At 64.2% G+C, this 12,573-nt stretch carries 17 protein-coding genes; 13 read left to right on the forward strand and 4 right to left on the reverse strand.

The features are described 5' to 3' along the window. The first annotated feature begins 134 nt into the window (after nucleotides 1–134). From ACFR9U_RS11070 to ACFR9U_RS11105, 8 genes are all read left to right on the forward strand, one after another. Complete coding sequence (locus ACFR9U_RS11070; protein WP_247373148.1) at nucleotides 135–1,115, forward strand: ABC transporter permease; 981 nt, start codon at nucleotides 135–137, stop codon at nucleotides 1,113–1,115. Further along, nucleotides 1,073–2,086, forward strand: coding sequence for an ABC transporter ATP-binding protein (locus ACFR9U_RS11075; RefSeq protein WP_379814311.1), 1,014 nt, complete (start codon nucleotides 1,073–1,075; stop codon nucleotides 2,084–2,086). Before ACFR9U_RS11070 ends, ACFR9U_RS11075 begins: the two co-directional genes overlap by 43 nt. A 51-nt stretch (nucleotides 2,087–2,137) precedes the next feature. Then, entirely contained in the window at nucleotides 2,138–2,905 is a 768-nt protein-coding gene (locus tag ACFR9U_RS11080; RefSeq protein WP_247373143.1) for a PAS domain S-box protein, read from the forward strand. After that, nucleotides 2,905–3,288, forward strand: coding sequence for an STAS domain-containing protein (locus ACFR9U_RS11085; RefSeq protein WP_247373141.1), 384 nt, complete (start codon nucleotides 2,905–2,907; stop codon nucleotides 3,286–3,288). The genes ACFR9U_RS11080 and ACFR9U_RS11085 overlap by 1 nt, the downstream gene beginning before the upstream one ends. Beyond that, nucleotides 3,281–3,733 (forward strand): anti-sigma regulatory factor, encoded by a 453-nt coding sequence (locus ACFR9U_RS11090; protein ID WP_247373129.1) that lies wholly within the window; start codon nucleotides 3,281–3,283, stop codon nucleotides 3,731–3,733. Before ACFR9U_RS11085 ends, ACFR9U_RS11090 begins: the two co-directional genes overlap by 8 nt. Continuing rightward, complete coding sequence (locus ACFR9U_RS11095) at nucleotides 3,730–4,779, forward strand: ATP-binding protein (protein WP_247373127.1); 1,050 nt, start codon at nucleotides 3,730–3,732, stop codon at nucleotides 4,777–4,779. The genes ACFR9U_RS11090 and ACFR9U_RS11095 overlap by 4 nt, the downstream gene beginning before the upstream one ends. 82 nt (nucleotides 4,780–4,861) lie before the next feature. After that, nucleotides 4,862–6,190 (forward strand): PAS domain-containing sensor histidine kinase, encoded by a 1,329-nt coding sequence (locus ACFR9U_RS11100; RefSeq protein ID WP_247373125.1) that lies wholly within the window; start codon nucleotides 4,862–4,864, stop codon nucleotides 6,188–6,190. 72 nt (nucleotides 6,191–6,262) lie between these two features. After that, complete coding sequence (locus ACFR9U_RS11105) at nucleotides 6,263–7,405, forward strand: acyl-CoA dehydrogenase (RefSeq protein ID WP_247373123.1); 1,143 nt, start codon at nucleotides 6,263–6,265, stop codon at nucleotides 7,403–7,405. A 30-nt stretch (nucleotides 7,406–7,435) separates the two neighbouring features. On the opposite strand, the gene ACFR9U_RS11110 is transcribed toward ACFR9U_RS11105, so the two are convergent. Further along, nucleotides 7,436–7,603 (reverse strand): hypothetical protein, encoded by a 168-nt coding sequence (locus tag ACFR9U_RS11110; RefSeq protein WP_247373121.1) that lies wholly within the window; start codon nucleotides 7,601–7,603, stop codon nucleotides 7,436–7,438. A 125-nt stretch (nucleotides 7,604–7,728) separates the two neighbouring features. Here ACFR9U_RS11110 and ACFR9U_RS11115 point away from each other — a divergent pair, with 125 nt between their 5' ends. The 5 genes from ACFR9U_RS11115 to ACFR9U_RS11135 all read left to right on the forward strand — a co-directional run bounded on the left by ACFR9U_RS11115 (nucleotide 7,729) and on the right by ACFR9U_RS11135 (nucleotide 10,163). Continuing rightward, complete coding sequence (locus ACFR9U_RS11115; protein ID WP_247373119.1) at nucleotides 7,729–8,061, forward strand: hypothetical protein; 333 nt, start codon at nucleotides 7,729–7,731, stop codon at nucleotides 8,059–8,061. An 86-nt stretch (nucleotides 8,062–8,147) separates the two neighbouring features. Further along, nucleotides 8,148–8,813 carry a helix-turn-helix domain-containing protein gene (locus tag ACFR9U_RS11120; protein WP_247373116.1) on the forward strand — a complete coding sequence of 222 codons (666 nt, stop codon included), beginning with the start codon at nucleotides 8,148–8,150 and terminating at the stop codon, nucleotides 8,811–8,813. Nucleotides 8,814–8,901: 88 nt separating this feature from the next. Continuing rightward, nucleotides 8,902–9,456, forward strand: coding sequence for a metal-dependent hydrolase (locus ACFR9U_RS11125; RefSeq protein WP_247373114.1), 555 nt, complete (start codon nucleotides 8,902–8,904; stop codon nucleotides 9,454–9,456). 103 nt (nucleotides 9,457–9,559) lie between these two features. After that, nucleotides 9,560–9,898, forward strand: coding sequence for a hypothetical protein (locus ACFR9U_RS11130; RefSeq protein WP_247373112.1), 339 nt, complete (start codon nucleotides 9,560–9,562; stop codon nucleotides 9,896–9,898). 13 nt (nucleotides 9,899–9,911) lie between these two features. Then, on the forward strand, nucleotides 9,912–10,163 hold the full coding sequence (locus ACFR9U_RS11135; protein WP_247373099.1) for a hypothetical protein: 252 nt from the start codon (nucleotides 9,912–9,914) through the stop codon (nucleotides 10,161–10,163). An 18-nt stretch (nucleotides 10,164–10,181) separates the two neighbouring features. Here the strand turns inward: ACFR9U_RS11135 and ACFR9U_RS11140 are convergent, their stop codons facing one another. From ACFR9U_RS11140 to ACFR9U_RS11150, 3 genes are all read right to left on the reverse strand, one after another. Then, a complete protein-coding gene (locus ACFR9U_RS11140; RefSeq protein WP_247373097.1) occupies nucleotides 10,182–10,466 on the reverse strand; it encodes a PadR family transcriptional regulator in 285 nt (94 codons plus the stop codon). 58 nt (nucleotides 10,467–10,524) lie between these two features. Continuing rightward, nucleotides 10,525–11,253, reverse strand: a complete 729-nt coding sequence (locus ACFR9U_RS11145) for a DICT sensory domain-containing protein (RefSeq protein WP_247373095.1) — start codon at nucleotides 11,251–11,253, stop codon at nucleotides 10,525–10,527. An 81-nt stretch (nucleotides 11,254–11,334) separates the two neighbouring features. Next, nucleotides 11,335–12,558 (reverse strand): FAD-dependent oxidoreductase, encoded by a 1,224-nt coding sequence (locus ACFR9U_RS11150; RefSeq protein WP_247373093.1) that lies wholly within the window; start codon nucleotides 12,556–12,558, stop codon nucleotides 11,335–11,337. Nucleotides 12,559–12,573: the final 15 nt, after the last annotated feature.

Genomic DNA, 12,573 nt, shown 5'->3' on the forward strand with positions numbered 1-12,573 from the left:
GATAGCAGTTTCGGAGTAGTGTCTGAGACGGGTCGTCTTTTCACCACCACGACATTCGACTCGCCGGTGATTTCGCTGGAGTCTCCCGTGAAAGAGCACAAGGCTGAGTACGCTGGCACCTGAGAGTCGACCAGATGGCGACCAAGACGGACACCCGGTTTCCGGTCGGCACGCTCGGCAGAGGGTCGATAGCTGCGGCTGTCGTCTCCGTCCAGATCGTCGCGTTCGCCGTGGCCTACAGTATCGGTCGCCCCACGTGGTACGCCCTGTTTCTGGTCGTCAGTGCTGCTGGGTTAGGCGTCGCCAGTCGGGAAGGACCGTTCGGCGTGGCGATGGCGACGCTCGGGAGCGTGCTCCTCGTCGCGCTCGGACTGCCGCTGTTCCTGTTTCTGGCGCGCCAGTCCCCGTCGCTCGTCGCCGAGAAAGCGGCGGACCCGGCCGTCCACAGAGTGCTGTACCTCGGCGTGTACGCGCCGTTCCTGGCGGCCGCCGTGAGCCTGCTCTTCGGCGTGCCGCTGGCGTACCACCTCGCCCGCGGGTTCCCCGGTCAAACGCTCATCGAGAGCCTGGTCGACCTCCCGCTGGTCGTCCCCCACAGCGTCGCCGGCATCATCATCCTCTTCGGGTTCGGACAGGGCGGCGCGTTCCCGGGACAGTCGATCCTTGGCACGCTCCCGGGGATGGTGCTCGCACTGACGTTCGTCAGCGCTCCCTACGCCGTCAACGCGGCTCGCGAAGCGTTCGAGGCCGTCGACGACCGGCTGGAGTACGCCGCGCGCGTCCACGGCGCGAGTCCGTGGGAGACCTTCCGTCGGGTCACCGGTCCGCTGGCCGTCCGCGGGATGGTCACGGGCGGCGTCCTCGCGTGGGCGCGCTCGGTCTCGGAGTTCGGTGCCGTGGCCGTCGTCGCCTACAGCGTCGAGTTCTTCTATCCGGTTCAGGGCGAGCAAGTGGTCGCCCAGCACGCCCCCGTGTTCGTCTACAACACCTACCTCCAGGGCGGCTTAGACGAGAGCGGTGCCGTCGCGGCGCTCCTGTTGGCCGTCTCGGCCGGCATCTTCCTGCTCGTCAGGTGGCTCACGAACGACGCCAGCAGTTCGCGGGGGATGCCATGATGCTCGACATCGACGTGGCAGCGTCGTTTTCGGCCGACGGAGCCGATCGGTTCGACGTGGCTGCCGACTTCGAGGTGGAAGACGGCGAGACGGTCGTCGTCCTCGGTCCGAGCGGGAGCGGAAAGACGCTCCTGCTGGAGACGGTCGCGGGCTTTCACGATCACACCGGTACCGTCCGAAAGAACGGGACGCTCGTCTCCGACGAGCCGCCCGAGACTCGCGACTTCGGCTTCGTCTTTCAGGACTACGCGCTGTTTCCCCACATGACCGTCACCGAGAACGTCGCGTTCGGCACGTCCTACCGGGAGAGCGATCGTGACCCGGAGCAGTTGTTGGCTGATCTCGGCGTGAGCGATCTGCAGGATAGGTATCCACCCACGCTCTCGGGTGGCGAGCAACAGCGCGTCGCGCTCGCGCGTGCGCTCGCGGTCGATCCCGAAGTGCTGTTGCTCGACGAACCGCTCTCGTCGCTCGACGTGCCAACCAGGCAGTCACTCCGTGCAGATCTTCAGGACGTGCTGGCGGAGGTGACAGCCATCTACGTCACCCACGACCGCACGACTGCACGTGCGTTGGCGGATCGAATCGTCGTGATGAACGACGGCGAAGTCGTCCAGACCGGGACGCCCGAAGCGGTGTTCTCACAGCCAGTGTCGCCGACCGTCGCCAGATTTACCGGCAGCAATTGCGTGTCGCTCGCGGAGACGCCGGAACTGGTGGCCGCACTGGGGCTCCAACCAACGGCAGACGAGACACACGCCGCCATCCGCCCGGAAGACGTCATTCTCGAGCGTGCCGATCCGGACCTCACTGGCACCGTCGACCGCGTCACCAGGGAGGAGACCGCTTCGCGGGTCGTCTTGACGCTCGCTGACAGTACCACGACCATCGAAGCCTTCGACGACGCACCGCCTGAACCGGGTAGCACCGAAGGGATCTCGTTCCCACGTGACAAAATCACGCTTCTCTGACAATTTCTTTGACAGGGTAATTATATAAGTTGTCCGTGGCTAGCTGACCGTATGAGCGGCGAGTTACTTTCGACTGGTATCGACGAGTTAGAAGACATCTTGTACGTGTTCTCGGTGGACGGTGACTTTCTGGAGTGGAACGAACAGTTACCCGAGATAACCGGCTACGACGACGAGGAACTCGGGTCGATGGAGCCGAGGGAACTGTTCTCCGGTGACGATCGGGAGGCCGTCGACGAAGCCATCGAGACGGCGATAGACGAGCGACGCCGGAGCGCGGTTCAGGCCAAGCTCGAAACCAAGGGTGGCAAAGAGATGGTCTACGAGCTGTCGGCCGCGCCGATCGAACGCGACGGCGACCTCGAGGCGATCGTCGGGATCGCCCGGGACATCACGGATCGGCTCGAAAACGAGCGTCGACTGCGTGAGATGGCCAACGAGATCAGAGACCTCTCGATGCCGGTCGTCGAGATCTGGAGCGGCGTCATCCTGACGACCATCGTCGGCTCGCTGGACACCCAGAAAGCCGAGAGGTTGACCGAAGACCTGCTCCAACAGATCGTCGAGGTGGAAGCGGCAGTCGCGCTGATCGACATCACGGGCGTCTCGGCGCTGGATACGGCGACGGCCCAGCACCTCATCGACACCATCAACGCCGTCAACCTCCTCGGTGCGAACGTCGTCATCACGGGGATTAGCCCCGACATCGCGCAGACTCTCGTGCAACTGGGCGTCGAACTCAACGACATCGAAACGCAGTCGTCGCTGATGGAAGGCCTCCGCGTCGCGCTCTCGTGGCAGGGAGTGGACTTCAACTGATGGCCGAACAGTCGACAGCGGTCACGCAGGTGTTCGACGTGCTGGTCGCGACGTTCCCGACCCGGCCGACAGACCAGGCCGTCGACGAGCTCCAGCGAGACGTCCTCGAAACGATGGAGACAGCCCAGCCACGTGGCGTCGTCCTCGACATTTCCGAAGTGACGACGCTGGACTCGTTTTTCGCCCGGGTTATCTCCGAGACGGCGAGCATGGTGTCGCTGATGGGCGGCGAAGCGATCGTCGTCGGGATGCGTCCGAGCGTCGCGATCACTGCGGCCGAACTGGGTTTCGATCTCGGCGAGATCGAAACTGCCCGCAGCACGGACCACGCGCTCTCACTACTCGGGATTCAGGCGGACGTCCCGGAGGAACGCAATGAATGAACGGACGGAATCAGCGGCCCAGCTAGATGGGTTCGATGGAGACGTCCTCCGTTCGGGGTCCGTCCAGATTCAGTCGGAAAACGACATTCTGCAGGCGCGAAAAACGGCACGGGAGATCGCCCAAGAGATCGGGTTCAGCATTACGGACGTGACCCGGACGGTGACTGCGGTCTCGGAACTCGCACGGAACATCCACCTCTACGCCGACGAGGGCGTCATGGAGTGGTCCGAGCTACAGGACGGCTCCAGGTCGGGGATCGAACTGACGTTCGACGACGACGGCCCCGGAATCGACGACGTCGAGGGCGTGTTGCGCGCCGAGTACTCGACGTCCGACGGCATGGGCCGCGGTATCCAGGGGACGAAAAAGCTCATGGACGAGTTCGGGATCGCCAGCAGCGCGGCCAAGGGGACGACGGTCACGATACGGAAGTGGCTCAAATGACTGCCGACGTCGACACCGAACGGACGGTCCGGGAAACGGTAGCCCAGGACGGGGACGAGGTACTCGTCCGCAAGGCCGCCGAAGACGTGGCGACTGACGTCGGATTCGACGAGACGGGCGCCGCGGAGGTCGGCATCGTCGCCGCGGAGCTGTCGACGAACGTCCTCAAACACGCAGGTACCGGCGAGGTGACGATCGAGCACGTGACGGACGACGACCGAGACGGCGTGCGGATCGAGTCCCTCGACGCGGGACCGGGGATCGACGACGTCGATGCGGCGTTCGCGGACGGAGCGTCGACGGTCGGCACCCTCGGGCGTGGACTCGGGGCCGTCAACCGACTCATGGATCAGGTGACGGTGGCAGCACCCGGGGAACCCGACTACGGAACGCACGTCGTGGCCGACCGGTGGCTCCGACCAACGTACGAGGCGACCACTCCGTGTCCGCTGGGGTTCGGTGCCGCGTCCCGCCCGAAGTCACCGGGGACGTCCAACGGCGATAGTTTCATCATCAAACGCTGGAACGATACGGCGCTCGTCGGCGTCATCGACGGTCTGGGACACGGACCGAAGGCCCACGACGCTGCGATAGCAGCCAAAGGGTACGTCGAGCGCCACTACGATCGGTCGATGGAGTCGATCTTTACCGGGACCGAGCGCGCCTGCCGGGGGACGCGTGGGGTCGTCATGGCCCTCGCTCGCTTCGACTGGGCTGCAGAGTCGGTCACGTTCGCGAGCGTCGGGAACATCAATTGCAAGGTTGACGGGCCAGCGGACCTGAGTATCGTGCCGCGGCGGGGCGTTCTCGGCAGTAACGGCCCCGATCCCGTCGTCACCACCAGCTCGTGGACGCCAGACTCTCGAATGGTCCTGTTCTCCGACGGGATGGTCTCACACTGGGACTGGGCGGAGTACGACGCTCTCTTCCAGGAACCGGCGACAGTCACGGCACGGAAGTTACTCGCGCAGTTGGGAAAGGACCACGACGACGCCACGGTCGTCGTGGCGACGGCTGGGCCGGACGAGCCCGTACCGGAGTCGTGACGCGGATACGCAGCGCTCGTGACGAGGCTGGAACGATTCCGGATGCTTTACTGTGCTCGGACGAGGGGCAAGTATAGGACGAATGTCGGATACGACGGACGATCTCGGGGATCGACTGACGGCTGCCGCGGAGGAGCACGACGGCACAGTCGCTGACCTCCTGACGGACGCTGCCGAACAGATCACTGCCCAGCGCGACCAGGTGTCGGAACTCCGGGCCGAACTGGAAGAGACGAACGAGGGGATGGTCGCGTTGACGCTCGAACTGGAGGAAGCAGAGGAACGGTATCGGTCCCTGTTCGAGAACGCCGTCGAAGGGATATACAAGACGACGCCCGATGGCCACCGCTACGTCATGGCGAACCAGTCGATGGCCGACGTGCTCGGATACGAATCACCGGCAGCACTGCAACGGGCAGTCAGCGACGTCAGCGAGGACGTCTTCGTCGACCAGGACCGGTTCGAGGAGTACAAAGCGGCGCTCCGTGAGGGCGAGGCACTCGAAAACTTCGAATACCGGGTTCGGCGGCGGGACGGCGAGATCCGGTGGGTGTCGGACAACGCGAAACCGCTGTACGACAAAGGTGTCTGCTCGGGATTCAGGGGCGGTGTCATCGACATCACCGAACTCAAAGAGTACGAGGAGCGCCTCGAAACGCGCAACGAGGAACTCGAAGCGCTCAATCGCGTCGTCAGACACGACATCAGCAACGACATGCAGATCATCCGGTCGTGGGCCGAACGGCTGGAGCGGCTCGTCGGTGAGGAGGGTGAGCGAGCCATCGAGAACATCCTCACCACGAGCGATCACATCATCAGTCTCACGGACGACGCACGCGAGTTCGTCGAGACGCTTACCGGGCCCGAAGAGCCCGAGATCGAACCGGTTTCACTGGACGAGATGCTCTCGTACGAACTCGAACGCCAGCGCGACGCCCACGAGGACGCGACGTTCAGGCTGACGACCGAGGTACCGACCGTGAACGTCACCGCAAACGAGATGCTGAGTTCGGTGTTCAGGAACCTCCTTCAGAACGCCGTCCAGCACAACGACACCGACGACCCGACCATCGAGATCACGTGTGACGTTCGGGACGAGACGGTCGAACTCCGGTTCGCGGACGACGGGCCGGGCGTCCCGGACGAACGTAAAGAGCAGATCTTCGGAAAGGGCGAGCAGTCAATCGACAGCGAGGGAACGGGGATCGGCCTGTATCTTGTAAACCAACTCGTCTCGAACTACGGTGGAGACGTGTGGGTGGAGGATAGAGAGGGACGCAGTCCCTCAGGAAACCGGCCGCAGGCCGGTGACAGATCGGAGCTTCGCTCCGCAGGCAGTCGGCCGCAGGCCGGTGACAACGAGCCCCGCGGGGCGGTGTTCGTCGTTCAGTTGCCGCGGGCCGACTCCTGAGACCACCGGCCCTCCGAGATTTGGTTGCAGAGATGAGAAAAGTAAAGGAATGACTTCTCTTACTGTTCGCATATGGATCTGAGCCTTACGCAGGAACAGCGACAGATCAAGGACATGGTGTCGGAGTTCGTCGACGAGGAGGTCAAACCGCGGGCCGCCGAAATCGACAAGAAAGACGAGTTCCCGTGGGACCTCGTCGACGAACTCGCGGAACTGGGTCTGATGGGAATGCCGTTCCCCGAAGAGTACGGTGGGGCCGGCCTCGACTATCACGCCTATCCGATGGCGCTCGAGGAGATCTCGCGGGGGTCGGGAGGTCTCGGCACCATCGTCGCCGCTCACATCAGTCTCGCGGGCAACATGCTCTACGAGTTCGGGAACGACGAGCAGAAAGAGGAGTACCTGACGCCGCTCGCGGAAGGGGACGACATCGGTGCGTTCGCGCTCTCCGAGGCGGGCGCCGGCTCCGACGTTCCCTCGATGGAGACGACTGCCGAGAAAGACGGTGACGAGTACGTGATCAACGGCAGTAAACTCTGGATCTCGAACGGCTCGGTCGCTGACACGGTCACCCTGTTCGCCAAGACCGACCCCGACGCCGGCAACAAGGGAATCTCCTCCTTTATCGTCCGCCCCGAAGAGGACGACGGCTTCATCGTCGAAGGCACGGAGGAGAAACTCGGTGACAAGGGCTGTCCCACGGCGGAACTGCGCTTCGACGAGATGCGCATTCCGGAGGATCGCCTGCTCGACGAGGAGGGCGCTGGCTTCGTCCACGCGCTGAAGACGCTCAACGGCGGCCGCATCACCATCGCCGCCCGCTCGATCGGGATCGCACAGGCCGCGCTCGACGAGGCCGCCAAATACGCCGGCGACCGCGAGCAGTTCGGCCAGCCCATCGGCGAGTTCCAGGCGATTCAGCACAAACTCGCCGACATGGACACGAAGATTCGCGCCGCCCGCCTGCTCATGCACGACGCGGCTGACAAGAAGATCCGCGGCGAGAACTTCATCAAGGAGGCTGCGCAGGCGAAGCTCTACGCCTCCGAAATCTCCCGCGAGGTCGCCAACGAGGGCATCCAGATCCACGGCGGCTACGGCTACACGAAGGACTTCCCCATGGAGCGGTTCTACCGCGACGCCAAGCTCAACGAGATCTACGAGGGTACCAGCGAAGTCCTGCGCAACACCATCGGCCAGCAACTCCTGGACTGAACGGTCTCACCCTTTCTGTTTGTACGCGCTTCACCCGACGAGTAGACCGAAGCCGACGAGTATCAACAACACGGCCTGCCACGTCGGCGTCGACGCCGCGATGCTCTCATCGCCCCCGATCCCCAGCGCGAAGATCCCCCAGACCATGGGCAGGCCCAGTACCATTTTCACGAGTGAGTTCACCCGACGATCGACCATGTACTGACTAGTAACTGAGGCGACAAAAGCACCAGGGGCGTTCGATCGACGCGAAAGATTGACTTAAAAAGTTGATTATCGAACCCACAGATTTCCTACAGCGCTCTCCCATGTCATGGGTAGACATGTCTGGAAAGACAGTGGTCGGACAGGGCGACGAACTTCCCGCACGGGACGACGCCGACGATGCGCCGACGCTCGCTGCGCTCGTCGACGATGCGCTCCGCGGCGCTGTCCCGGAGGCGATCGTGTATCGCGAGAACGACGGGACGCTCGAACAGCCGCGCGACGAGTGGCAGCGGTTCTCGTCTGTGGCGGAACTCCCGGAGCAACCGCTCGACGGGTGGGACGAACTGTACGTCTACACCGAGTCGTTCGTCTATCGGTGGGTCGGCGTCGGCTTCAACGCGGGCCCGGAGCGACTGCCGCGATCGCCCGACGTGCTTCCCGAGGCCTGACGCTGATTCGATCCCTCGCATCCCTTCTCTCCGCTCCCCGGACGGGAGTCGGAACGGTCTAAAGGGCGACCCGACTAGCGACTGTGATGTTGGCCATCTCCGAGCTGTTCCTCTCTTCGCCAGACCTCGTGCTGGCACCGACCATCGACGAGAACCCCGATGCGAGCGTCCGAATCGAGTCCCAACCGGCGATGGACCCGGACCAGCAGCGACTCTTCGTTCACGTCGAATCCACCGACTTCGAAGCGTTCGACGCCGCCCTCGAAACCGATCCCACCGTCGAAGAGCCGCTCACTCTCTCCGAGGGCGAGGAGTTCCGCATCTACCGGCTCACGCTGACTGACAAGGTGACGATCGTCTCCCCGCGCGTCGCCGAACTCGGTGGGATGGTGCTGGAAATGCGGAGTCGGAATCGCGGCTGGCAGGTCAAACTGCAGGTCCCCGACCGCGAAACGCTGGCGGCCTTCCGGGACTTCTGTGTCACACACGACATCGAGTACACGCTGGAACGGCTCTATCAGACCGAGCCGAACCGCGAGACGGACGTGTACCTGCGAGAGAGCCAGCGGGAGACGCTGCTGACTGCCTTCGAGGCCGGATACTTCAAGGTGCCACGAGCGGTCAGTCAAGCTGATCTCGCGGCGGAACTCGGCATCTCGGACTCGGCAGTCTCACAGCGGGTCCGCCGTGCCGTGGACACGCTGATCGCTAACACCATCGCTAAGGACTCCGCTCTTCGGGACGACCTGTGACACCACTGGGTCACTGCATCTGATCGCTGGCTGACTTGCACACACAGGCCGTGTCGTTTTCCGGATAGCAGGCCAATTCCTGTCACTCATGGTTGATATCATGGGGCACGTAGCGATGGGGCTCCTGTGGGCCCTTCCGGCGTGGTTCATCTGGAAGAAGCGAGTTGCGCTCGCGTTCGTCGGCGTGGTCGTCCCGACGGCGCTCCTCCCCGACGTTGACCTCTGGCTACACAGACTGTTCCCGGCGATGGTCCATCATCACGGCGTCACCCACACCGTCGTCTTCGTCGCAGGGCTGAGTGTCGTCTTCGGTGGCATCGTCGCTGCTCTGTTTACCGACCCGATCGACCGCTGGTTGCAGAGCGAACGGTTTACCTCCGGTAAGCTGTTCGGGTTCGCACTCGTCGCGTTCCTGCTCGGTGGCTTGAGCCACCTGTTCGCAGACATGCTCTCGGCGCCGGACATCGCAACGCCGATCGAGCCATTCTGGCCGTTCTTCGACAAGCCGTGGGCCGTCGACGTGATCTGGTACAACTCCCCGGTGTGGAACGCTGGGCTCCTGGCCGTTGCCGTGCTCCTCCACGTCGTCGTCGCAACCGTCACAGACCCGACCGACCATTCGTACCGACTTACGGACGTGTAGGCGGACGGGTCAGCACCGGCTGACACGCCAGCGTTACCAGTTTAAAGGATTGCATATCGAACCCAATCACTTCCGGAGTCGTAGTCCATCGAGAGACATAGTCATGGAGATCCGGACTCGCGAGTCGGCATCGAACGAGCGGGTCGGTACGGACGGCGAGTCGCGGTCCGTCCGGCGACTCGTCACGGACGCACTCGGGAACGAACAGTTCGTCGCCGGGTTTCATCGGGTCACCGAGGGGACGCCGCGCCATCCCGAGACGCATCGGGTGCGGTACGACAACCTCGGCGACCTTCCGACGGCGCCGCGGGACGACGATCCCGTCTGGGAAGAACTGGTCGTCTATTCGACGTCACACGTGTATCGATGGAAGGGGTCGCTGTTCGACGCGGACCCGACTCGTCTGCCCCGATCACCGGGCGACGTGCAACGACAGGGATAGGAGGCGGTGATCCATGAGCGATCCATTCGACATCGATTTGCCGACCGGGTGGGACGTGACGACCGAACCGGATCGCGTCGCCTATCACTCCCCGACAGACGACGTGACGGTCGCAGTCGCGGCCGCCGTCCAGGGGATTCGTCTCCACTATCGAATCGAGTGTGACTGCTCGTCGAACGTCGAGCGCGAGTTCGAGCCGACCGTCTACACCGACGAGTCCACGGCGGCCGCGAAGGCCGAAGAACTGATCGAACGACTGAGTTGAGCGCGGTGTTCCGTGCCGTCAGTTTTCGAGCGTGTCGCGCATCCACTCGTAGTGGGTCTGTAGTCTGCGGTGTCCCGCGTCGGTCAGTGTGTACACGTCAGTGAGCCCCTCGGTCCGAGACTCGACGAAGCCCTTCCGTTCGAGGTCTTCGAGCGAGCCGTAGAACCGTTTGGGCTCGATGCGGCTGTCGTAGTGGCGTTCGAGGCGCGTCTTGAGTTTTTGGGCGGGAATGGCCGCGTCGTCTGCGCCCGCGATGAGCACACAGATGTCGCGGCGGGTCCCGCTCTGGAGCCACCGGCTCATGTCCGAACGACGACACCGCGCCGATACGGGTCTTTCTATTCGACGCTCCGCTAACTGCTCACCGACTGCGGTGCGTCGCAGTCAGGTGCGCCAGCATTTCGTCGACCAGACCCGCGCGGTACGTCCAGAAGCCGCTGTAGACGTTCTCTCCCACTTCCTGTGCGAGCAAGCCGCACTTCTCCCGGTCGTCTCCGTCGCCGTCGAAGAGGACGAACCACGAGCGCGCGATCTCGTCGCTGTCGATCCCGTGGACGTTCACGTCGATGGCGTCGGAGACGGCAGCGTCGGACACGCCGTACACGTGCGTCTCGACCTCACTCTCGCCGAGTTTCCGGTAGATGCGGTGCTGGCTCTCGACGAGGGAGAGGCGCTGGAACCCCGTGTGGAGTTGGCCGTCGCCCACGTCCCAGGCCCGCTTTTCGATCTCCCGGGAGGCGATAATCATCCGTCGCTTCCCGAACTCCGAGAACGTCGTGTCGTCGACGTGTCGGAGCACGTCTGGATACTCGAACTCGCCCAGTTCCGTCGCCGTGTGGAGCCCCGTCTCGATGTCGACGTGCGAGTACACGTCGCGGAAGTCCGAGGCGGCGACGAACTCGCCGTCGTCGTGAAGGACCACGAAGTTCGTCGGCCGCCCCTTCTCGGACGTGTCGCTGACGAAGCGGACCTGCTGGGGTTCGAGATAGTTCGCCACCTGTTCGACGGCCCTCGGTGGTGCGTCGACGTTGAACAGGGTTATCGTGTTTCGCGACCCGTTGACAGAGTCGATGATCTCCCGGAAACTCATCGCCCACTAAACCTGTAGGCGTCGCGCTAATAAAAACGCGCCCGGACTCGGCAGTCGTCCCGCCGGAGGTCCCACGGCCGGTCACGGGCGCTCGGCACCGACGTCCTCGTCGGCCGGCCCCTGTCCGTCGAAGGTCGCCACGAACTCGTCCAGTCGAGCGGGGTCGTCAGCGGCCGGGAGCCGCTCGTCGGCCGTGCGACACTCCGCATCGACGGCGAGCCGGTCACAGACCAGATCGGCTGTCACCTCGGCCATCGCCCGGTAGGTAGTTAGCTTTCCGCCGACGATACTCGCCGCGTTCTCGACGCCGTCTGTCGCGTGGTCGAGGCAGACGTAGCCGCGTGAGATTCCCCGTCCCTCGCGGTCGGCTTCCGCTGGTTCGTACAGCGGGCGAACGCCCCACCACGAGCGACGTGGGTCCGCATCCGTGACGCCCGGAAGCAGCTTCGCACACTCGTCGAACACCGTCTCGATTTCCCACTCGTCTCGACGGAAGTCGTCGGGATCGTCGACCGGAACGCTCGTCGTGCCGAGGACGACCTCGCTCTCGTGCGGGACGATGATGTCGCCGTCGGCTGGCGGCCGACACCTGTTCAACACCGGTCCGAGACCCTCGTACTCGACTGCGATCATGAGTCCCTTCGTCGGCCGCATCTCCACCGTGAGTCCAGCCATCCGGGCGACGGAGCCCGCCCATGCCCCCGCCGCGTTCACGACGTATTCCGGCGCAACCGTCTCGTCGACGTTCCCGCCGACGGCGACTCCCGTGATCTGTCCGCCCTCGATGTCGATCCGTTGGACGGGCGCCCCGGTCAGTATCGTGGCACCGTGCCTGCGCGCGTCCTCCGCGTTCGCGGCGACCAGTCGCGACGGGTAGATCACCCCGTCGGGAACCCTGAGCACTCGCTCTGCGGCTTCCGCGAGCCCCGGAACGTCCTCACGGGCCGCTGCACTGTCTACGACTTCGGTCGGAATCCCGAGGTCCTCACAGGCGGCTCGCTTCTCGGCGAAGTACGCCGGATCGTCCTCGGCGAGTTGGACGAAAAAGCCGCCAGTGTCCCGCACGCACGCGCCGGCGATCTGTTTGAGTATGCGAGTCTCCTCGATGCACTCGACTGCACCCGCGCGGTCCGACTCCGCGTAGCGGGCGCCGCTGTGCAAGAGGCCGTGGGTGCGACCGGTGGTGCCGGCCGAGAGCCCGCCGCGCTCGACGAGCGTGACGTCTAGCCCGCGGAGCGCAAGGTCGCGAGCGACGCCGGCCCCGGTGGCTCCGCCACCGACGACGAGTACGTCAGTCTGTCGCATACCTCGTGGTTCGGT

It is taken from the genome of Halorientalis brevis, assembly GCF_042678165.1.
Taxonomy (GTDB): domain Archaea; phylum Halobacteriota; class Halobacteria; order Halobacteriales; family Haloarculaceae; genus Halorientalis; species Halorientalis brevis.